Raw genomic sequence first — 22423 nt, 5'->3', positions numbered from 1 at the left:
GAATAAAGAGTAGCTCTTAGGGGTTGCTCTTTTTTTGTTTTTTTATCAGAAATGTTGTTGGACGGTGAATCAGGCACCCATCTTCTATACAGGTAGACTTGGAATTGAATAAAAGATCCGTGTTTGTGCGCAAACCCTCACACATTCTAAATGTTAGAAAATAGTAAATGACGCATAAAAGGATGAAAACGACGCATAAAATAAAAAAACGACGCATAAAATTGAAAAATGAGGAAATTAACTCATTTGGGCATCAGGTTTTGAGGAAAATATAAGCATTTTTTTACAAAAACAACCCCTTTATTAAAGATTTACTATATTAGTAGGCACTATAAGCACAATATAAAGAAAGATCTCGTTAAAAATGCGGTACGTTTTGACTATTATACTAACTTTCTAACCAAAAAACTTATATAGAAGAGATTTTAATTGCTTCATCACTTAAGACCAGTAGCAAACTCCAAACAAAAATCTACAGATTCCCAAATTATCATTAGACATATAGACAACTACTCCCCAAAATCTTTATCGATATCCACCCATACGAAAGCCGATTACAAAGATTGTGTAGAACCAGCTGAGGCTGTTGAAAAGTTAAAATCTCTATAAGATCTTACATGAAAAAGGCTAAATGGTAGCGATGACTGGCAACTATTTAGCCTTTTGTTGTTTTAACTTAGTTAAAATAGGAAAGACACAGAATAGGACATATGATTTTTCTAGAAATTGTCACTGGTTCATCCCTGATATTTTTCTTGTAATGGTTCATATTCGGATTCTTTTCTAGTAAAATAGATACTTAATTTGAGCATACTACTAGTAGTAGTGGAGAGAGGAGCATCTCGGTGTTAGACAATAGTTTTGTGATGGTAGCGATTATTTTGATCATCAATGTTGTATACGTATCCTTTTTTACGATCAGAATGATTTTGACGTTAAAGGGTTATCGATATATTGCTGCTTTTGTGAGTACATTTGAAGTAGTGATTTATGTTGTCGGTCTTGGGCTGGTTCTGGACAACCTGAATGAGATTCAGAATCTGATCGCATATGCGGTCGGGTATGGTTTGGGTGTGATTGTCGGGATGAAAATCGAGGAGAAGCTGGCTCTTGGGTATATTACAGTGAATGTGATCACGAAGGAGTATGATAAGGCCCTTCCGAATGAACTTCGTGCAAGAGGCTACGGGGTGACGAACTGGGAAGCGAATGGACTGGAAGGAAACCGTATGGCCCTGCAGATCCTGACTCCGAGAAAGTATGAGATGAAGCTGTATGATACAATTAAAGAGCTTGACCCAAAGGCATTTATCATTGCGTATGAACCGAAGGCGATTCATGGCGGGTTCTGGGTGAAGACAGTACGAAATATTCGCAAAGGAAAACTAAAAGAATGAGTAAAAAGAAATTATTATTTGAAGTACAAGAGAATGAGACGATTACAGATTGTTTAGACCGTATGAAGGAAATGGGTTATATGCCGGTAAGACGGATGGAAAAACCTGTGTTTGAAGAACAAAAAGATGGAACGAAAACAGAGTATGTCCCTATTAAACAGACAATTGTCTTTGAGGGAAAGAAGATTCAAGAGTAAACGCTTCAAATCCGAACATTAATTTTCAGACTTTTATTATCGTTCGATTATTCGTTGACAGAGCCTCTATATCACGTTATGATGGAGACAAATAAACCGAATACCCTCATATAATAATGGGAATATGGCCCATGAGTCTCTACCTGACTACCGTAAATGGTCGGACTATGAGGGAAAGTAGCTGTCTGGATACGAGCTCGTTTGTGGACCCTATCGGATAAAATGGGACCATTCTCTGTAAAATACCCAGATCAATTGCTTTCTCTCAAAAAGTAGAGAACAATTGATCTGGGTATTTTTGTTGAAAGGGATTCGATAAATTACGGGAGGTGCCTGTCACCATTATGATATCAGTAATCATGGGAAGTACATCGGACTGGGAGACAATGAAGCATGCGTGTGAGGTATTGGAAGAGTTAGAGATTCCGTTTGAGAAACGAGTTGTATCGGCTCACAGGACGCCTGATTATATGTTTGAGTATGCTGAAAGTGCCAGAGATAGAGGAGTGAAAGTCATTATTGCAGGTGCAGGCGGTGCTGCTCACTTACCTGGAATGGTGGCAGCGAAGACGACATTACCTGTGGTTGGGGTTCCGGTACAATCGAAAGCCCTAAATGGGATGGATTCGTTGCTGTCGATTGTACAGATGCCCGGGGGTGTTCCGGTCGCAACCGTTGCGATCGGGAAGGCTGGAGCTACAAATGCCGGGCTGTTAGCAGCACAAATCCTTTCGATAGAAAATACAGAGTTGGCCGCTACTTTAGAAAATAGAAGAGACGCGTTACGGGAAAAGGTGTTGGAAAGTAGTGATGACCTTGAATAAGAAGACGATTTTACCAGGACAGATGATCGGGATCATTGGCGGTGGACAGCTTGGACGAATGATGGCCCTTGCTGCGAAACAAAATGGCTTTCGAGTGGCTGTTTTAGACCCAGCACCACAATCACCATGTTCCCAAGTAGCAGATCTAGTAATCACTGCCGCCTTTGACCAGTATGATGCTCTTTATAGACTGGCAGAAGAGTGTGACGTGATTACGTATGAATTTGAAAATATCGATTATGAAGCGCTTAAATGGTTGTCGGAGCGTGCCTTTTTACCTCAAGGGGCAGAGTTGATCCGCATTACACAGGATCGCATCATGGAAAAGGAAGCCCTTACGCTTGCAGGGGTGAAAGTAGCTCCTTATGCTGTGATTAAACAACAACAGGACATCTATGATAATATAGAAAAGCTTGACTATCCAGTGGTTCTGAAAACATCCAGAGGTGGTTATGACGGAAAAGGGCAATATGTGATCCGTGAAGAGAGCGGGGTAGAAGAAGCCGCTGCTTTATTGGAGAACGGTCCATGTGTGTTAGAGAAATGGATTCCTTTTGAAAAAGAGTTATCTGTCATTGTGACACGAAATCCCGATGGACAGCAAACCAACTTTCCGGTGGTGGAAAATATTCATGTGGATAATATTTTACATGAAACGATTGCTCCGGCAAGGGTTAGTGGAGAAGTATCAGATAGAGCGATCGAGATGGCGAAGAGAATAAGTGAGACCCTTGACCTTGTGGGAACGCTCGCGATTGAAATGTTCCTGACGGAGGATGGAGACATCTACATTAATGAACTGGCTCCCAGACCTCATAATTCCGGTCATTATTCGATTGAAGCATGTGACTACTCACAATTCGCCCAGCATATAAAAGCGGTATGTAACTGGCCGCTTGTTCAACCCACCTTATTAAAGAACGCTGTGATGGTTAACCTATTAGGAGAGCATATGGAGCCTATTATGAAGGCTGTTCCAAAGCATCCAGACTGGTTTATTCATCTTTACGGAAAGGATGTACCAAAGCCGAAACGTAAGATGGGGCATGTCACTCTTTTAACAAATGATATGGAAGAGACATTGACGACTATAAACGAAGCTGGAATTTGGAAGGTGCAAGAAAAGATCGGAGGACGACTAGTATGATAGAACGTTATACACGCCCTGAAATGGGAGCTATTTGGACAGAGGAAAATCGTTTTCAAGCATGGCTTGAAGTGGAAATTTTGGCATGTGAAGCGTGGGCAGAAATCGGGGACATTCCTAAAGGGGATGTGGCGAAGATTCGTGAGAACGCTGGATTCAATGTAGATCGTATTAAGGAAATCGAAGAAGAAACGCGACACGATGTGGTAGCTTTCACCAGAGCGGTTTCTGAAACCCTCGGAGAAGAAAGAAAATGGGTTCATTACGGACTGACTTCTACTGACGTAGTGGATACAGCTCTTTCTTATCAATTAAAGCAGGCAAACGACATCATTCTGAAAGACTTAGAGCGATTTGTAGAAATTTTAAAGAGTAAAGCGATTGAGCACAAACATACGGTCATGATGGGGCGTACGCATGGTGTTCATGCTGAACCGACTACTTTCGGTTTAAAGCTTGCCCTTTGGTATGAAGAGATGAAGCGTAACGTAGAGCGATTCAAAGCAGCCGCAGATGGAGTGGAATTTGGGAAGATTTCAGGTGCCGTTGGAACGTATGCGAATATCGATCCATTCGTAGAGTCCTATGTGTGTGAAAAGCTTGGCATCAAGCCAGCTCCTGTTTCTACACAAACATTACAACGTGATCGTCATGCTCATTACATGGGGACACTTGCACTGATTGCGACTTCCATCGAGAAGTTTTCTGTTGAGGTTCGCGGCCTGCAGAAGAGTGAAACACGAGAAGTGGAAGAGTTCTTCGCGAAGGGTCAAAAAGGGTCATCGGCCATGCCTCATAAACGTAACCCGATAGGTTCTGAGAATATGACGGGTATGGCGCGTGTAATCAGAGGTTACATGCTGACAGCGTATGAGAACGTGCCACTATGGCATGAGCGTGATATCTCTCACTCATCAGCAGAGCGTGTGATCCTGCCGGATGCGACGATTGCTCTAAATTATATGCTGAACCGTTTCGGAAATATCATCAAGAACTTAACGGTGTTCCCGGAGAATATGCAGCGCAATATGGATCGTACGCTTGGTTTGATTTACTCTCAACGTGTCCTTTTAGCCCTTATCGATAAGGGGATGACGCGTGAAGAAGCTTATGATACGGTTCAGCCGAAAGCGATGGAGGCATGGGAGAAGCAAGTGGCCTTCCGTTCATTGATTGAAGAAGACGACACGATTACGTCAAAGCTTTCTCCAGCTGATATTGATGATTGTTTCGATTACAACTATCACTTGAAGCATGTGGATACGATCTTTGAACGTTGCGGCTTAGTGGAATAAGTCCTTCTAATAATTGAATAGGGCAGGGGTTTTAGCAAAATCCCTCCCTTTTTTTATGGAAATATAGACTGAAGATTGGCAATATTACGTTAGCGGAGGGGATTTCACATGGAAAAAGGGACACTTTTATATGAAGGCAAAGCGAAACAAATCTTTGCAACACAGGAAGAGGATGTTGTTTGGATTCAGTATAAGAATTCTGCCACTGCTTTTAACGGGGAGAAAAAAGCGGACATCGACGGCAAAGGGGTTTTAAATAATAAGATTTCGAGCTTGCTATTTTCAAAGCTTGCGGAAAAAGGAATACAGAGTCACTTTATTAAACAGTTATCGGATTATGAGCAGCTGGTCAAACGTGTACGTATCATCCCGCTTGAAGTCGTGGTTCGCAATGTGATTGCGGGAAGCCTTTCAAAGCGACTCGGAAAAGAAGAGGGTACGCCACTTCAAAAGCCGATCATCGAATTTTACTATAAGGATGATGATCTGGGAGATCCACTCATCACGGATGATCACATTGATTTCCTGCAGATTGCTTCTAGGGAAGAACGCGCTGAGATAAGGGAAATGGCTCTTGGTGTGAATGAGGTCCTTCAAGGGATTTTCAAAGAAGCGGGAGTCACGCTTGTCGATTTCAAATTAGAATTTGGGAAAGCTCGTAACGGTTCAATTTTATTAGGGGATGAAATATCGCCTGACACATGCAGGTTATGGGATGCAGAGACCAACCAAAAGCTGGATAAGGATGTTTTCAGAAGAGATTTAGGCAGTTTAACAGAAGTATACTCAATTATTTTAGAACGCTTAGGAGGAAACAAGCTATGTACAAAGTAAAAGTTTATATCACATTAAGAGAAAGTGTATTGGACCCTCAAGGAAGTGCTGTTAAACATGCGTTACATTCAATGGAGTTCAAGTCTGTTGAAGATGTGCGCGTCGGTAAGTATATGGAGCTTACTCTTCCATCTTCTGTAGAAAACGTGGAGGCGACGGTTGAAGAAATGTGTCATCGATTACTCGCAAACCCTGTCATCGAGGATTACCGATATGAGATTGAGGAGAGTGTGGCTCAATGAAGTTTGCGGTAATTGTATTTCCAGGCTCTAACTGTGACATCGATATGTACCATGCGATTAAAGACGAGATCGGCGAAGAAGTAGAATATGTTTGGCACGATGCTGATACTCTGGAAAACTATGATGCGATTCTGTTACCGGGAGGATTCTCTTACGGGGATTACCTTCGTTCAGGAGCGATTGCCCGCTTCTCAAACGTCATGAAAGAGGTCGTGAAAGCGGCAGAGCAAGGAAAACCGGTTTTAGGCGTATGTAATGGATTTCAGATTTTACTAGAAACAGGCTTACTTCCGGGAGCTATGCGCAGAAATGATAGCTTGAAGTTCATTTGTAAAACCGTTTCGTTAACCGTCGGGAACAATGAAACGATGTTTACGAATGGTTATGAAAAGAATGAAGTAATCCAAATTCCAATAGCTCATGGAGAAGGAAATTACTTCTGTGATGAAGACACGATGAGCACTCTTAAGGAAAACAACCAAATTGTTTTCACGTATAGTGATGAAAATCCAAACGGTAGTGTGGAGAACATTGCGGGGATTACAAATGAGGCTGGAAATGTCCTCGGTATGATGCCTCACCCGGAACGGGCCATGGACACTTTATTAGGTAGTGAAGACGGGAAGAAACTATTTCAATCGATTGTGAAACACTGGAGGGAAAAACATGTCGTTAATGCTTGAACCAACTTCAACAAAAGTGAAAGAAGAACAGCTTTATCGTGAGATGGGTTTAACTGACGAAGAATTTTCAATGGTGGAAAACATCCTGGGAAGAACACCGAACTACACAGAGACCGGACTATTTTCTGTTATGTGGTCAGAGCACTGCAGTTATAAAAATTCCAAGCCTGTACTTATGAAGTTTCCAACGACAGGTGAACGTGTTCTTCAGGGACCAGGAGAAGGAGCTGGAATTGTTGATATTGGCGACGATCAAGCAGTGGTGTTCAAAATCGAGAGTCACAATCATCCGTCAGCCATCGAGCCTTTTCAAGGAGCGGCAACGGGTGTCGGAGGTATTATACGGGACGTATTCTCGATGGGGGCAAGACCTATCGCACTCCTCAACTCTTTACGCTTTGGAGAGCTGGATTCTCCTCGTGTTCAGTATCTATTTAAAGAAGTCGTAGCAGGTATTGCCGGGTACGGAAACTGCATCGGTATTCCAACCGTCGGCGGTGAGGTTCAATTTGATGCCTCTTACGAAGGAAATCCCCTTGTAAACGCTATGTGTGTCGGTTTGATCGACCATAAAGATATTAAAAAAGGTCAGGCCCACGGTGTCGGTAATACGGTCATGTATGTAGGAGCGAAAACAGGGCGTGATGGAATTCACGGAGCTACCTTCGCATCCGAGGAATTAAATGAAGGATCAGAAGAGAAGCGTCCAGCGGTTCAAGTGGGAGATCCATTCATGGAAAAATTACTTCTTGAAGCGTGTTTGGAACTCGTTCAGAACGATGCCCTTGTTGGGATACAAGATATGGGAGCGGCTGGTCTTACAAGTTCATCAGCTGAAATGGCAAGTAAAGCCGGATCCGGGATTGAAATGAATCTTGACCTTGTCCCGCAGCGCGAAAGAGGAATGACGGCATATGAAATGATGCTCTCAGAATCACAGGAGCGTATGCTGATCGTCGTTGAAAAAGGCCGGGAACAAGAAATCGTTGATCTTTTTTCAAAATATGACTTAGAGGCAGTTTCTATTGGAAAAGTAACAGATGATAAGCGTCTTCGCCTTCTTCATAAAGGAGATGTCGTGGCAGATGTGCCGGTTGATGCACTCGCTGAGGAAGCTCCTGTTTATAACAAGCCTTCTCAAGAAGCGGCTTATTATAAAGAGTTTCAAGCAATGGAAACTGAGGCTCCAAAAGTAGAGGATAATAAAGAAACTCTCAAGGCGCTCTTGCAGCAGCCGACGATCGCGAGTAAAGAATGGGTATATGATCAATATGATCATCAAGTAAGAACAAGTACGGTTGTAAGCCCGGGGTCTGATGCAGCGGTAGTACGGGTACGCGGTACAAGAAAGGCCCTTGCCATGACAACGGATTGTAATTCCCGTTACCTTTACCTGGATCCAGAGGTCGGAGGAAAGATCGCAGTGGCGGAAGCAGCACGAAATATCGTTTGTTCAGGAGCGATTCCACTGGCGATTACGGACTGCTTAAACTTCGGAAATCCAGAGAAACCGGAAATCTTCTGGCAGATCGAGAAGTCTGTTGACGGGATGAGTGAAGCATGTCGTGAGCTGTCCACTCCAGTCATCGGTGGAAATGTGTCCCTATATAACGAATCAATGGGTACTGCCGTTTATCCAACACCAGTCGTTGGAATGGTTGGATTGATCGAGGACGTCGATCATATTACAACTCAAGGCTTCAAGGAAGCGGGAGACTATATTTTTGTCATTGGTGAAACCCATGAAGAGTTTGGTGGAAGTGAGCTTCAAAAGCTGACAGAAGGAAAGATCTTCGGTCAGGCACCGAAAATTGACTTGAAATCGGAGCTTCGCCGTCAAATGCAGCTTTTAGAAGCAATCCAAAAAGGTCTTGTGGCATCGGCTCATGATATCGCTGAAGGTGGTTTCGCCGTCGCTCTTGCAGAATCCACGTTTGGAACAAAAGGATTGGGAGCAAAAGTAGAGCTTTCGGGAGAAAACAATGTGGCGGACCTTTTCAGTGAAACACAATCCCGTTTCATCGTTTCAGTTAAGCCTGAAAACAAAGACGAGTTTGAGAAACTTGTTCCAGATGCCAAAGTAGTAGGAAGCGTAGCAGATCATGGAGCAATCGACGTGTCATCAGGAAGCGGAGAAGTCATCTTACATGCATCCGTTGAGGAATTAGAGTCAGCTTGGAAAGGAGCGATCCCATGCCTGCTGAAATCAAAGGTTTAAACGAAGAATGTGGAGTGTTTGGTATTTGGGGACACCCCAATGCTGCACAAATTACGTATTACGGACTTCATAGTTTACAACATAGAGGGCAAGAAGGCACTGGAATTGTCGTTTCTGATGGTGAGAAGTTACGTTGCTTAAAAGGGGAAGGCCTCGTAACGGAAGTGTTTCAAGAAGGAACCATCGAGAAGCTTGAAGGGAATTCAGCCATTGGTCATGTCCGGTATGCTACTGCGGGAGGTGGAGGCTACGAGAATGTTCAGCCTCTCCTTTTCAACTCGCAGAATGGCGGGCTGGCTCTTGCTCACAACGGGAATCTCGTCAATGCGAACGCCTTAAAGCACCAGCTTGAAGGGCAAGGGAGTATTTTTCAAACAAGTTCTGATACAGAAGTGCTGGCCCATTTGATCAAAAGAAGCGGCTATTTTCAATTAAAAGACCGCGTTAAAAATGCGCTGACCATGTTAAAAGGGGCATATGCGTTTCTAGTCATGACGGAAACGGAAATGATGGTGGCACTTGATCCACACGGTCTTCGTCCACTATCACTTGGTAAGCTTGGGGATGCTTACTGTGTTGCGTCTGAAACATGTGCCTTTGATATCGTAGGAGCTGAATTTGTACGTGATATCGAGCCTGGGGAGCTTGTGATCATCAATGATGAGGGAATGACCTCAGAACGGTTTAGTTTTTCAGGTGGGAATGCGATGTGTACGATGGAATACGTATACTTCTCAAGACCTGACAGCAATATTCAAGGAATCAACGTTCATTCCGCCAGAAAAAGAATGGGAATGGAACTTGCGAAAGAGGCACCGATTGAAGCGGACGTTGTAACGGGTGTACCTGATTCCAGTATTTCAAGTGCGATCGGCTATGCAGAAGCATCAGGAATTCCGTACGAATTGGGTCTTATTAAGAACCGTTATGTAGGGCGGACGTTTATACAGCCTTCTCAATCTCTTCGTGAGCAAGGTGTGAAGATGAAGCTTTCACCGGTCAGAGGAGTGGTAGAAGGGAAACGCGTGGTAATGGTAGACGATTCGATCGTTCGCGGAACAACAAGTAGACGAATCGTCAGCATGTTGAAAGAAGCCGGAGCCAAGGAAGTTCATGTGTGCATCAGTTCGCCGCCAATCAAGAACCCTTGCTTCTACGGAATTGATACATCGACTCATGAAGAGCTGATCGCTTCTTCCAATTCAGTGGAGGAAATGCGTCAGATCATCGGAGCCGACTCTCTGACCTTCTTGAGTACAGAAGGTGTGTTAAAAGCGATCGACCGAAACGATCCTTCAGAAAATCGCGGTCAATGCTTGGCTTGCTTTACAGGGAAGTATCCAACCGAAATCTATCCGGATACACTTCATCCACATGAAAAAGAGTTAGTGAAATAGGGGGAATCTTGATGGCAAACGCGTATCGTCAAGCAGGAGTAGATATAGAAGCGGGATACGAATCCGTCGACCGCATCAAAAAGCATGTGAAAAGAACAGCTCGACAAGGGGTTCTTGGTCAATTAGGCAGCTTTGGCGGAATGTTTGATTTATCTTCTTTGAATTTAAAAGAGCCTGTTCTTGTATCAGGTACAGACGGAGTCGGAACGAAGCTAAAGCTTGCGTTCATGGCAGACAAACACGATACGATCGGGATCGATTGTGTGGCCATGTGTGTGAATGACATTGTCGTTCAAGGAGCGGAACCACTGTATTTCTTAGACTATATAGCGACTGGAAAAGCACTTCCTGAGAAGATAGAAGGTATAGTAAAGGGTATTGCGGACGGATGCGATATGGCGGGCTGCGCTTTAATCGGAGGCGAAACCGCTGAAATGCCTGGTATGTATTCAGAAGAAGAATATGATATCGCCGGCTTTGCAGTAGGGGCTTGTGAAAAAAAAGAGATCATTACAGGTGAAAAAATTTCTGAAGGAAATGTGTTAGTCGGACTGGGTTCCAGTGGTATACACAGTAATGGATACTCTTTAGTACGAAAAGTATTCTTTGAAGATCAGTCGTTCTCTTTGGAAGAATCATTACCAGAAGTCGGGACCACATTAAAAGAAGCATTACTTACACCAACCAAGATTTACGTGAAACCAGTATTAGCGGCACTGAAACAATTCTCCATCAAGGGTATGTCCCATATTACAGGCGGTGGCTTCATTGAAAATATCCCCCGTATGCTGCCGGATCATTTGCAAGCAGACATTACAGAAGGTAGCTGGGATATTCCAAGCATTTTCACTGCCCTTGAGCACTATGGGGAAATTCCCCGCAGCGAAATGTACAACATTTTCAACATGGGAATTGGATTTGTGTTAGCGGTTGAAGAAAAGGAAGCAGAAGACATTCTTCAATTTTTCAACGAACAGGGAGAAGAAGCCTTTATCATCGGACGTGTGACCACTGGAAATGGAGTACGTTTCGTTCGTTGAAATGAAGGGTGAGCAAGTCAATAACGGGGGCGAGTCATGAGACAGATTGCCATTTTTGCATCAGGAAGCGGAAGTAATTTTCAAGCATTGGTAGATGCTGTTCAAGGTGGAACACTGAAAGCGAATATTAAACTTCTTGTATGTGACCAGCCGGGCGCTTTTGTTATTCACCGCGCTCAATCAGCAGGGATTCAGACTTTCGTCTTCCGTGCAAAAGATTACGAAAACAAGCATGCATTTGAACAGGAAATCCTAAATGAGCTGGCTCATTTGGGTGTTGATTTTATTGTATTAGCAGGGTATATGAGGTTGATTGGTCCCACTTTACTGGAAAGCTTCGGAGGACGGATTGTGAATATCCACCCTTCTCTTCTCCCTTCCTTTCCAGGAAAAGATGCCATTGGGCAAGCCATCGATGGAGGAGTGAAAATCACCGGAGTCACCGTTCACTATGTAGACGCCGGAATGGATACAGGCGAAATCATTGCACAGGAAATCGTACGGGTCACAACAGGTGAAACCAAACAGTCACTCCAGGACAAAATCCAGCACGTCGAACACCACCTGTATCCAACCACCCTGAATCACCTCTTCCTTACTACGGGTTACTAAAGCCAGGGAGAGGTTGCTGCTTTATTGTGGTAGAGTGGTGAGGGACGGACCTTGGGTTTGAGTTCATTATAAGTAATAGGTGGAGTCTTTCCACCCATAAAAATCTTATGAAAACCCTCAAACCCATCTCCAATTCAACAAAATAATGAAATAAAATCAGCATTACAGCAGGCAGAGGAGGATCAGACATTGAAAAAGAGAGCATTAATCAGTGTTTCAGATAAAAGCGGAGTAATCGAATTTGCTAAAGAATTAAAGTCACTTGGGTACGAAATCCTTTCGACAGGTGGAACAAAGAAGCTCCTTCTGGAAAGTGACGTGGAAGTGATGGGAGTAGAAGAAGTAACAGGTTTCCCGGAAATACTAGAGGGACGCGTTAAAACACTTCACCCCAATATCCACGGTGGACTACTCGCGAAACGCGGTGAAGAAAGCCATCGCAGGCAGCTTCAGGAACAAGGGATCGAAGGAATCGACCTGGTGTGTGTCAACCTTTATCCATTTCAACAAACCATTGCTAAGCCAAATGTCGGTGTAGAGGAAGCAATTGAAAATATCGATATCGGCGGTCCAACGATGCTGCGAGCGGCAGCGAAAAATCATCAATACGTAACGGTGGTAGTCGATGCGTTAGACTATGATGAAGTCATTGCGGAGTTGAAGGTTCAAGGGGAATTATCATTAGAAAAACGCCGTAAGCTGGCGGCTAAAGTGTTCCGTCATACAGCTGCTTACGATGCGTTCATTGCTGAATATATGACAGACATTTCAGGGGAAGAAAATCCTGAGCGTTTTACAAGAACGTACGAGTTAAAACAAACACTGCGCTATGGGGAAAACCCTCATCAGCAAGCTTCTTTCTACCGTGCACCACTTGGCTCTGAATTCTCTGTAGCCATGGCAAGACAGCTTCACGGAAAAGAGCTCTCTTATAATAATATCAATGACGCGAATGCGGCACTTCAAATTGTGAAAGAATTTACTGAACCAGCTGCTGTAGCAGTCAAGCATATGAATCCATGTGGTGTTGGAGTAGGTACTACGATTAATGAAGCTTTTTCTAAAGCCTATGAAGCGGATTCTACATCTATTTTCGGTGGGATCGCAGCACTTAATCGTATCGTGGATGAAGAAACAGCAAAGCAGCTGCATGAAATTTTCTTGGAGATCGTCATTGCTCCTGCTTTTAGCGATGAAGCATTTGAAATTCTTTCAAGCAAGAAGAATATCCGTTTATTAACGGTTCCATTTGAATCCACAAATAAAATTGAACGTAAATTAACAACCGTTGAAGGTGGATTGCTTGTTCAGGCGGATGACACATTTAGCCTTGATGATGCTGATCTGAGAGTGGTAACAAAACGTGAGCCGACAGAAGAAGAGTGGGCAAGCATGAAATTAGGTTGGAAAGTTGTGAAGCACGTGAAATCCAACGCAATCGTTGTAACGGATGCTCACATGACGGTGGGAGTCGGGGCAGGACAAATGAACCGCGTAGGAGCTGCAAACATTGCTCTGGAGCAAGCAGGCGAAAAAGCAAAAGGAGCAGCAATGGCCTCCGATGCATTCTTCCCAATGGACGACACCGTAGAAGCAGCAGCCAAAGCAGGCGTAACAGCCATCATCCAGCCAGGAGGCTCCATCCGGGACGAAGACTCCATCAAAAAAGCCGACCAACACGGCATCACCATGGTCTTTACCGGAATCCGTCACTTCAAGCATTAAATTTGAGGGACGGACTTCCAACATACAGAGGGTTTTTTGTGAAATTACCGTTTGAACCTTGTGGGGAAGGAATATGTTGGGTTCTGGGTGATTAGTCAGAGCAGGTTTGGGGGGGACAGACCTCCACCAGAACGATAGACATCTCCAATCCCAACACCTCACTAAAATAGATCCATTCCATACAACCTCTCCTCATCTTTAGCTCAGGTAGGAGAGGTTTTTCTTAAAAAGGGGGCTTTTCATGATGAAAGTACTAGTTATCGGTCGTGGTGGTCGCGAGCATGCGATATGTAAGAAGTTAGCGGAAAGTGAAAGTGTGACAGAGGTGTTCTGTGCACCCGGAAATGCAGGTATTGCAAGCGTTGCGACGAATCTTCCATACAGTGAATCCGATGTGAATGATCTCATTGCTTTTGCTAAAAAAGAGCATATCGCTTATACCTTTGTAGGTCCTGAAAATCCATTATTGGATGGTATCGTAAATCGCTTCCAGGAAGAGGGCCTGCACATATTTGGACCGACCAAAGAAGCGGCCATCATAGAAGGAAGCAAATCGTTCTCTAAAGAATTAATGAAAGAGTATAATATTCCAACGGCTAAATATGAAGTGTTCACAAGCGTTGAGAAAGCAATCGAATATGTAAAAGAAGTTGGTGCCCCGATTGTTGTGAAGGCGGATGGATTAGCTGCAGGCAAGGGCGTCGTGGTTGCTGAAACCGAAGAAGAAGCAATCAGTGCATTGGAAGAAATGCTTCTTGATGAAAAGTTTGGTGATGCTTCTTCTAAAGTGGTAGTGGAAGAGTGTCTGTTTGGGGAAGAGTTTTCTTTGATGGCCTTTGTACATGGTGAATCCGTTTATCCGATGGTGATTGCACAGGACCATAAGCGTGCTTTTGATGGAGATCAGGGACCGAATACAGGCGGAATGGGGGCGTATTCTCCGGTACCTCATATTTCGGACGATGTCGTGCAAGAAGCGATTTCAACTGTTCTGTATCCGACGGCTAAAGCGATGGTAAAGGAAAATCGCTCCTTTACCGGCATACTTTACGCAGGTCTGATGCTCACAAATGAAGGTCCAAAGGTAATCGAGTTTAATGCACGATTTGGCGATCCGGAAACACAGGTCGTACTGCCGCGTTTGACTTCTGACTTTGGTCTTGTTGTGAAGAACATGATTGAAGGGAAGCCTGTGCAATTAGAATGGTCACAAGATGCTGTTCTTGGAGTTGTATTAGCGGCTGATGGCTATCCAGGTCATTACGCAAAAGGAATCGCCCTTCCGAACCTTGAAGAGTCAATGGATGAAGAAACCCTTGTATACCATGCTGGAACCGAGCAGAATGATGAAGCTGCCCTTGTTTCAAATGGTGGGAGAGTGTTACTTGTAGCTTCTTCTGCAGCTTCTGTGGAAAAAGCGCAGGCTAAAGTGTATAAAGAATTAGATAAGGTGGATTGGAATGGGTTGTTCTACAGAAGAGATATCGGGAAGAAAGCTATCGAACACGTCTCTTCCTAGTTCTGCGAACATAAACAAAAGCAATGGCAATAATGCCGCCAATCAGGGAAAACAACACATACGACATATCCATTAAATATTCCCAAAACATAAATGAGCAACTCCTTTATTAAAAAATAGATTAATCATGAGTGCCAGGTCTAACCCCATTTGAGGGACGGACCTTGGCACTCTTGCTATTAGCAGAATTCAAATCAGGTAAAATGCCTTTAATATAGATGAAAGGGAGGGAATGGTCTTCCCTTATATCCCAATATTCTTAAGAAAGAAGGTCCGTCCCTTCCTTGTTGTCCCCATTTAATGCTGCCTGGACTTCTTTGTTGGTGAGTTCTTCGGGATTGAAGTTGGATTCTTTTTTTGTATTGTCCAGGGGGTCTTGTTTGTGTTCGTTTGTTGGGTGGTGATCTTTGTGATCTGTTGATTTGTCGGATTTCAGCATGTCTTTAAAGTTCATCATATCCTTCGCTTTGAAACCGCCAAATCCACCGCTTCCGCCATTTCCATCTGCGCCTTTTTCAAATAGGGCTGTAATAGGGCAGTAGCGAAGAATTCCTTCTCCTACTTTCATGGCACCAATCACAGCCATCACGAGATAAGAGTCTCTCCAAGGGCGTCTCGCAAGCTTGGATGTGCTCCAAGCTAGAATCGTGAAACCAACGGTGATGCGGATAAGGGCATTGATAATCCCGATGTTTGATGATACTTTCATTTGTAAACTCCTCCTTAATAGAAAATTCACATAATTGTTGTAAACCGTTAATGCGTTAAATAGTAAAATATGTTAACATAAAATGAAACTTAAACTAATACCATTCCACTAGAGGAGTGTTCACATTGGAACAGCGCTACAGATGGAAGAACAAACAACTACGAGAACATGTACAAGTACTGAACGGAGAAATATCTCCGAGCCTTCTTTTAAAGAATGCAACGTACCTTCACTCGACTCTAAAGAAATGGGTGCAGGGACACATTTGGGTTTACCGTGATCGAATTGTCTATACAGGCGATCAGCTCCCGGAAAACCTTGAGAAATGCGAAATAGTGGACTGTGACTCACAGTACCTCGTTCCCGGATATATCGAACCGCATGTACATCCGTTTCAGCTTTATAATCCCCAATCTTTTTCCAAGTATGCATCCCAAACTGGTACAACGACATTCGTAAATGATAACCTAATGATGTTTTTACAATTGGAAAAAAAGAAAGCGTTTTCTTTATTGGGAGAGTTTAATAAAATGCCCGTCACTATGTATTGGTGGACAAGATTCGATTCTCAAACGGAGATGGCGAATGAAGAGGTAACCTTTTCAAATGGTGAAGTGAAATCATGGTTGGAACATGACTCTGTGCTCCAAGGAGGAGAATTGACAGCTTGGCCGAGGCTGCTTCAGGGCGATGACCTGATTCTCCATTGGATGCAGGAAGCAAAAAGAATGGGCAAAATCGTTGAAGGGCATCTGCCGGGAGCATCTGACAAAACCATTGCCAAGCTTCGCTTATTAGGAATTGATGGTGATCATGAAGCCATGACGGGTGAAGATGTCTATAAGCGGCTTATTCAAGGGCTGACCGTCACATTGCGTCACTCCTCCATCCGACCTGATTTGCCGGTCCTTTTAGACGGGTTAAAAGAAAAAGGCATAGATTCGTATGATTCCTTGCTGTTTACAACGGACGGATCGACACCAGGCTTTTATGAACAAGGTGTATTGGATTTCATGATAAAAATGGCGATTGATAAGGGCATACCCTCAATCGAAGCATATAATATGGCTAGCTACAACGTCGCCAATTATTATCACATCACTCATTTGCATGGGATGATCGCTACAGGCAGAGTGGCTAATATTAACTTCCTTTCGGCAATTGATGACCCAACTCCGATTTCCGTTCTCTCAAAAGGGGAGTGGGTACGTAGAGATGGTGAGCAAATAGAAGATTCCATAGAGATAAATTGGGAAACAAACGGATTTAAACCATTATCCTTGAATTGGGAAATAGGCTACGATGACCTCCAGTTTTCCATGCCTTTCGGAATTGAAATGGTGAACGATGTCATCACCAAGCCTTATTCCATATCTATCAATCCATCTACGGAGGAGCTAGATCTTGATCATGATCAATCGTTCCTCATGCTTCTGGATCGAAAGGGAGAATGGAGAATCAGCACAATGATTAAAGGATTCTCAACGGGTGTCATGGGCTTTGCTTCTTCCTATTCGAATACAGGGGACATCATCTTAATTGGAAAAAACAAGTCAGATATGATTGCTGCCTTTAAAAGAATGAAGGAAATCGGAGGCGGAATTGTTTTGACGGAGAAGGGTGAAGTCCTTCACGAAATACCACTTCCATTAAGCGGCCTGCTCTCTCATAAAGAAATGCCGGAGCTAATTGAGGAAGAAAAAACACTTAAAGGTTTGTTAAAAGAAAGGGGCTATCGCTTTTCGGATCCCATTTATACATTGCTATTCCTTCAGTCCACTCACCTTCCTTATATACGGATGACACAAAAGGGAATCTATGATGTAATGAAGAAAACGGTACTCTTTCCAACGATAATGCGTTAAAATAGTAAAGTGTAGGGAAAAGGATTTCTATAAAATAGGGGTGTCTAATAACATGCTAAAAAGAGCTTTGATCATTGCTTTAAGCTCGTTTACACTTGTCGCATGTAGTTCAGATAAAGAGATAAAGAAAGAATCTGATAAAGAAGCAGCAACTCCAGTTGTGAAAGAGGAGTCAGGCGTAGAAACGGAAGAGAAAAACCAATCACCGTTAACAGGTGAGGTACAAGAGGAAGAATCCATGGCGCGAGCGGTTGCTGTTATGGTGAATAATCACCCGAAGGCACGTCCCCAATCAGGCCTTTCAAAAGCAGACATTGTGTATGAAGTCCTGGCAGAAGGGGATGTCACTCGATTCCTGGCTATATACCAAAGCCAAAAGCCTAAAGAGATCGGTCCTGTACGAAGTGCCAGAGATTACTATGTAGAGCTTGCCAAAGGATATGATAGTCTATATGTTGCCCATGGATATAGTCCAGAAGCACAGGAAATGCTGACTAACGGTTTCATTGACAATTTAAACGGCATGAAATATGATGGAACGCTGTTTAAGCGTGCAAACTTCCGTAAGGCTCCTCATAATTCCTATATCTCCTTTGAGCATATCAAAGAGGGAGCGGAGCAGAACGACTTTGATATGGAACGTCCGCCGGAAGCATTAAACTTTAGTGATAAAGGGCCGGTAAGCGGAGAAGCATCCCAATCTGTCATGATTTCATATAACAATAATCCTCTGTTTAACGTAGTGTATGATTTCAACGAAGAAAAGGGTAAATACGAGCGTTTTTCAAATGGTGAACAGACCATCGATTACGATTCCAAAGACCCTGTTTTAGTAGAAAATCTCTTAATAGTGGAAGCGTCTCATAAAATAGTCGACGATGCAGGCAGACGAAACATTGATTTTGAATCCGGCGGGAATGCGTACTTGATTCAAGAAGGAAAACTCCGGGAAGTTCAGTGGAGGAACGTAGATGGTAGAATTCTACCTTTTGAAAATAATAAACCTGTCAGTTTGCGAAAAGGATCTACGTGGATCAATATCATTCCAAGTTCTCCAGGCTTGGCGGGGTCGGTATCAAATCAAGAATAGATGGAAAAAGGAGTCTTTTTATGCAAATAAATAAACTAAGAGGCAAGGAGCTAGATCAATTATTCAATGCTGTTTTATCTCTACAAGATCTTGAAGAGTGTTATCGTTTCTTCGATGACCTTTGCACAATCAATGAAATTCAATCTCTTGCTCAGCGCCTTGAAGTAGCTCGTATGCTGCAAGATGGGAAAACATATCATAAGATTGAAACAGAAACAGGTGCAAGCACTGCAACCATTTCCCGTGTAAAGCGTTGCTTAAACTATGGAAATGATGCCTACGAGCTGGTATTGGATCGTGTGCATCAAGAAGAAAAATAATAGAAGGGACCGCTGTCGTCATGATGAGCGGTCTTTGTTTTTGTGGGGGATTGATTGGTCTATGAAAGATGTCTTCTAGCTCCGGGGCTTAGAGGCTCGAGGTCATAAGTGAACTTGCCAAAAAGGCAAAGAGCGCCTTTCCGGCAGGTTCGCCTTATGCTTGTCGCCTCTGGGCAAAGCCCCTACGCTTTTGTAGTGATGAGGTAATGCGACACCTTCCCACAAATGATATAATACGTGAGATGGATGTATGAATGGAGGAACAAAGCATGTATGATGTCCAAAAGTGGAGCCATGTATTTAAACTAGATCCGAATAAGACAATCGATGATGGAGATTTAGAAGCTGTATGTGAATCAGGGACAGACGCCATTATTGTAGGGGGAACGGACGGTGTAACCCTTGAAAAGGTTCTTGATTTGATGGCACGAGTGAGACGATATACTGTTCCTTGTATTCTGGAGGTATCTAATTTGGAGTCGATTACTCCGGGCTTCGATTTATATTTCATTCCGATGGTGATGAACAGCTCGAACATGAACTGGGTGACAGGATTGCATCACCAGGCTGTAAAGGAATATGGGGAAATCATGAATTGGGATGAAATCCTTGTAGAAGGATATTGTATATTAAACAAAGACTGTAAGGCGGCACAGGTTACGGAGGCCGATACAGAGATTTCAAGTGAAGACGCGGCAGCATATGCCATGATGGCAGAAAGAATGTTCAACCTGCCAATCTTTTACCTGGAGTACAGTGGTACATATGGGGATGTTGAAACGGTGAAAGAGGTAAGAGATTCACTGGAAAACACAACATTATTCTACGGTGGTGGCATTAAATCCGTCCAGCAGGCGAAGGAAATGGCTGCAGTGTCAGATGTTGTCGTTGTAGGAAATGCTGTATATGATAATTTGAAAGAAGCGTTAAAAACAGTAAAAGCAGTGAAGGGATAAGGATTAAACTGGAGGTCCGTCCCTAAGTAGGATATAATGGAAATATAAATATAGAACGTACGTTCGTTATGGTGGTGTGAGAGTATGCAATTTTTGACTGATCGATTGTTGAATGGAATGAATCCGGAGCAGGCAGAAGCTGTGAAGGCGACAGAAGGGCCTTTATTGATTATGGCAGGGGCAGGCTCCGGTAAGACAAGAGTATTGACGCATCGAATAGCGTATCTAATGGTAGAAAAAGGGGTCAATCCATATAACATATTAGCGATTACCTTTACAAATAAAGCAGCGAGAGAGATGAAGGATCGTATTCATAACATTCTGGGCGGGGCTTCTGAGAACATTTGGATCTCAACCTTCCACAGCATGTGTGTGCGAATCCTGAGACGTGATATTGATCGCATCGGGATGAACCGTAATTTTACGATCCTTGATTCTACTGATCAGCAGTCGGTGATCAAAGCGATTTTAAAGGAAAAGAATATTGATCCGAAAAAATTTGATCCCCGTTCGCTTTTGGGATCCATCAGCTCTGCGAAGAATGAGCTGACGACTCCCGAAGAATTATCCAAACAGGTAGGGGGATATTACGATCAAGTTGTCTCTGATGTGTACACAGAATATCAGAAGCGTTTACGTAAGAATCAGGCGTTGGATTTTGATGATCTCATCATGACGACGATTCAACTGTTTCAGCGCGTACCGGAAGTCCTGGAGTTTTATCAAAGGAAGTTCCAATACATTCATGTTGATGAGTATCAGGATACGAACAGAGCTCAATATATGCTCGTTAAATTGTTGGCTTCCCGCTTTCAGAACTTGTGTGTAGTCGGGGATTCCGATCAATCGATTTATCGCTGGCGCGGAGCGGACATTGCCAATATCCTTTCCTTTGAAAAGGATTATCCAAGAGCAACCGTTATTTTCCTTGAACAAAACTATCGTTCAACGAAGAGGATCCTGCAGGCGGCGAATGAAGTAATCCAAAAGAACTCGAACCGTAAACCAAAGAATCTTTGGACAGAAAATCATGACGGTGAAAAGATTTCGTATTTCAGAGCGGATACCGAGCAGACCGAAGCCCAATTTGTGACAGGTAAAATCAAAGAAATGACTGAAAACGGTAAGAGGAAATATTCCGATTTCGCCATTCTTTATCGAACAAACGCCCAGTCCCGTGTGATGGAGGAAGTTCTGCTTAAATCGAATATTGAATACTCCATCGTCGGCGGCATCAAGTTCTATGACCGTAAAGAGATCAAGGACATTTTGGCTTACCTGAGACTCATCTCGAATCCGGATGATGACATCAGCCTTATACGTGTCATTAACGTTCCGAAGCGGGGCGTAGGAGCAACCTCTATAGATAAAATTGCCCGTTATGCACAGGATCACGATATCTCCATGTTCAGAGCGTTAGAAGAAGCGGATTTTATCGGCCTAAGCCCGAAAATAACGAAAGCCGTCATTGAATTTAAGGAAATGGTGAAAGGTTATACAGGCATGCAGGAATATCTTTCTGTAACGGAACTTGTAGAAGAAATACTGGAGAAATCCGGTTACATCGATATGTTAAAAGCAGAAAAGTCGATTGAGTCTCAAAGTCGCTTGGAAAACTTGGACGAGTTCTTGTCTGTAACGAAAAGTTTCGAACAATCCAACGATGACAAGAGTCTTGTCGCATTTTTAACAGATCTGGCACTCGTGGCGGATATCGATAAGCTTGATGAAGATGATCAGCCAAAAGACTCGGTCATTCTGATGACCCTTCATGCTGCAAAAGGTCTTGAGTTCCCTATCGTATTCCTGATGGGGATGGAGGAAGGGGTTTTCCCACACAGTCGTTCCCTTATGGAAGAAGATGAGATGGAAGAAGAACGCCGTCTGGCTTATGTAGGAATCACCCGTGCAGAAGAACAGCTCTATCTAACAAATGCTCAAATGAGAACACTCTTCGGGCAGACGAAGATGAACCCTGTGTCCCGGTTCATTCAGGAGATTCCAGCTGAACTGTTGGATGACGTGATGGCAGAAAAGAAGAGTGCTTTCACACCTTTCGGCAAATCTGCGAAAGCACCTGCGCGTCCTGCCCCGCGCAAGCCTGTTTCACGACCGGTTCAAACGACAACCGGTGGTGAGTCTGTTGCATGGCAAGTAGGGGACAAAGCCCAGCATAAGAAGTGGGGGACAGGTACTGTTGTCAGTGTGAAAGGCTCCGGAGACAGTGTAGAGCTTGACATTGCGTTCCCGAGTCCAATGGGCATCAAGCGTCTTCTTGCCAAATTCGCACCTATAGAAAAAGCGTAACAATCTAAAGTCGGGAGTGAAGTCCACTCCCGGCTTAAACTCAATC

General features: G+C 43.5%; 21 protein-coding genes and 1 riboswitch. Of the genes, 19 read left to right on the top strand and 2 right to left on the bottom strand.

Translation table 11 applies throughout. The features are described 5' to 3' along the window. Positions 1-845: 845 nt before the first annotated feature. From AC6CIB_RS10920 to purD, 14 genes are all read left to right on the top strand, one after another. On the top strand, positions 846-1397 hold the full coding sequence (locus AC6CIB_RS10920) for a DUF2179 domain-containing protein (protein ID WP_060671612.1): 552 nt from the start codon (positions 846-848) through the stop codon (positions 1395-1397). Then, positions 1394-1594 carry an NETI motif-containing protein gene (locus AC6CIB_RS10915; protein WP_498280471.1) on the top strand — a complete coding sequence of 67 codons (201 nt, stop codon included), beginning with the start codon at positions 1394-1396 and terminating at the stop codon, positions 1592-1594. Before AC6CIB_RS10920 ends, AC6CIB_RS10915 begins: the two co-directional genes overlap by 4 nt. Before the next feature lie 86 nt (positions 1595-1680). Further along, positions 1681-1782, top strand: a riboswitch (purine riboswitch). Positions 1783-1938: 156 nt separating this feature from the next. Next, positions 1939-2418: a 5-(carboxyamino)imidazole ribonucleotide mutase gene (purE, locus tag AC6CIB_RS10910; protein ID WP_498280469.1), complete on the top strand. Its 480-nt coding sequence runs from the start codon at positions 1939-1941 to the stop codon at positions 2416-2418. Next, positions 2405-3565, top strand: coding sequence for a 5-(carboxyamino)imidazole ribonucleotide synthase (purK, locus tag AC6CIB_RS10905; RefSeq protein WP_498280585.1), 1161 nt, complete (start codon positions 2405-2407; stop codon positions 3563-3565). The genes purE and purK overlap by 14 nt, the downstream gene beginning before the upstream one ends. Continuing rightward, positions 3562-4860, top strand: a complete 1299-nt coding sequence (gene purB / locus AC6CIB_RS10900; RefSeq protein WP_498280467.1) for an adenylosuccinate lyase — start codon at positions 3562-3564, stop codon at positions 4858-4860. The genes purK and purB overlap by 4 nt, the downstream gene beginning before the upstream one ends. A gap of 108 nt (positions 4861-4968) precedes the next feature. After that, positions 4969-5694 (top strand): phosphoribosylaminoimidazolesuccinocarboxamide synthase, encoded by a 726-nt coding sequence (purC, locus tag AC6CIB_RS10895; RefSeq protein WP_498280465.1) that lies wholly within the window; start codon positions 4969-4971, stop codon positions 5692-5694. After that, complete coding sequence (gene purS / locus AC6CIB_RS10890; RefSeq protein ID WP_498280463.1) at positions 5682-5936, top strand: phosphoribosylformylglycinamidine synthase subunit PurS; 255 nt, start codon at positions 5682-5684, stop codon at positions 5934-5936. Before purC ends, purS begins: the two co-directional genes overlap by 13 nt. Further along, positions 5933-6619 carry a phosphoribosylformylglycinamidine synthase subunit PurQ gene (gene purQ, locus AC6CIB_RS10885; protein ID WP_498280461.1) on the top strand — a complete coding sequence of 229 codons (687 nt, stop codon included), beginning with the start codon at positions 5933-5935 and terminating at the stop codon, positions 6617-6619. The genes purS and purQ overlap by 4 nt, the downstream gene beginning before the upstream one ends. Continuing rightward, positions 6603-8837, top strand: coding sequence for a phosphoribosylformylglycinamidine synthase subunit PurL (purL, locus tag AC6CIB_RS10880; protein WP_498280459.1), 2235 nt, complete (start codon positions 6603-6605; stop codon positions 8835-8837). Before purQ ends, purL begins: the two co-directional genes overlap by 17 nt. Next, positions 8813-10234: an amidophosphoribosyltransferase gene (purF, locus tag AC6CIB_RS10875; RefSeq protein ID WP_498280457.1), complete on the top strand. Its 1422-nt coding sequence runs from the start codon at positions 8813-8815 to the stop codon at positions 10232-10234. Before purL ends, purF begins: the two co-directional genes overlap by 25 nt. Before the next feature lie 11 nt (positions 10235-10245). Further along, on the top strand, positions 10246-11274 hold the full coding sequence (gene purM, locus AC6CIB_RS10870) for a phosphoribosylformylglycinamidine cyclo-ligase (protein WP_498280455.1): 1029 nt from the start codon (positions 10246-10248) through the stop codon (positions 11272-11274). A 36-nt stretch (positions 11275-11310) separates the two neighbouring features. Further along, positions 11311-11886, top strand: a complete 576-nt coding sequence (gene purN / locus AC6CIB_RS10865) for a phosphoribosylglycinamide formyltransferase (protein ID WP_498280453.1) — start codon at positions 11311-11313, stop codon at positions 11884-11886. A gap of 189 nt (positions 11887-12075) precedes the next feature. Continuing rightward, entirely contained in the window at positions 12076-13611 is a 1536-nt protein-coding gene (purH, locus tag AC6CIB_RS10860; protein ID WP_498280451.1) for a bifunctional phosphoribosylaminoimidazolecarboxamide formyltransferase/IMP cyclohydrolase, read from the top strand. Positions 13612-13855: 244 nt separating this feature from the next. Then, on the top strand, positions 13856-15130 hold the full coding sequence (purD, locus tag AC6CIB_RS10855; protein WP_498280584.1) for a phosphoribosylamine--glycine ligase: 1275 nt from the start codon (positions 13856-13858) through the stop codon (positions 15128-15130). Here purD and AC6CIB_RS10850 read toward each other — a convergent pair. After that, positions 15108-15197 (bottom strand): EYxxD motif small membrane protein, encoded by a 90-nt coding sequence (locus AC6CIB_RS10850; RefSeq protein ID WP_348774862.1) that lies wholly within the window; start codon positions 15195-15197, stop codon positions 15108-15110. The genes purD and AC6CIB_RS10850 overlap by 23 nt on opposite strands. Before the next feature lie 192 nt (positions 15198-15389). Next, complete coding sequence (locus AC6CIB_RS10845; protein ID WP_498280449.1) at positions 15390-15839, bottom strand: YgaP family membrane protein; 450 nt, start codon at positions 15837-15839, stop codon at positions 15390-15392. A 125-nt stretch (positions 15840-15964) separates the two neighbouring features. Between AC6CIB_RS10845 and AC6CIB_RS10840 the strand changes: the two genes are divergently transcribed. The 5 genes from AC6CIB_RS10840 (at position 15965) to pcrA (ending at position 22377) form a co-directional block, all read left to right on the top strand. Beyond that, complete coding sequence (locus AC6CIB_RS10840; RefSeq protein ID WP_498280447.1) at positions 15965-17704, top strand: adenine deaminase C-terminal domain-containing protein; 1740 nt, start codon at positions 15965-15967, stop codon at positions 17702-17704. A gap of 52 nt (positions 17705-17756) precedes the next feature. Next, positions 17757-18794 carry a DUF3048 domain-containing protein gene (locus AC6CIB_RS10835; protein ID WP_498280445.1) on the top strand — a complete coding sequence of 346 codons (1038 nt, stop codon included), beginning with the start codon at positions 17757-17759 and terminating at the stop codon, positions 18792-18794. Positions 18795-18814: 20 nt separating this feature from the next. Then, a complete protein-coding gene (locus AC6CIB_RS10830) occupies positions 18815-19114 on the top strand; it encodes a YerC/YecD family TrpR-related protein (protein ID WP_113968493.1) in 300 nt (99 codons plus the stop codon). Between the two features lie 269 nt (positions 19115-19383). Next, positions 19384-20070: a heptaprenylglyceryl phosphate synthase gene (gene pcrB, locus AC6CIB_RS10825; RefSeq protein ID WP_498280443.1), complete on the top strand. Its 687-nt coding sequence runs from the start codon at positions 19384-19386 to the stop codon at positions 20068-20070. Between the two features lie 84 nt (positions 20071-20154). Next, entirely contained in the window at positions 20155-22377 is a 2223-nt protein-coding gene (gene pcrA / locus AC6CIB_RS10820; protein ID WP_498280441.1) for a DNA helicase PcrA, read from the top strand. The last annotated feature ends 46 nt before the right edge of the window (positions 22378-22423 follow it).

Source organism: Rossellomorea sp. GQ25, assembly GCF_059758515.1.
This window is presented reverse-complemented; position numbering and strand designations above follow the sequence as displayed.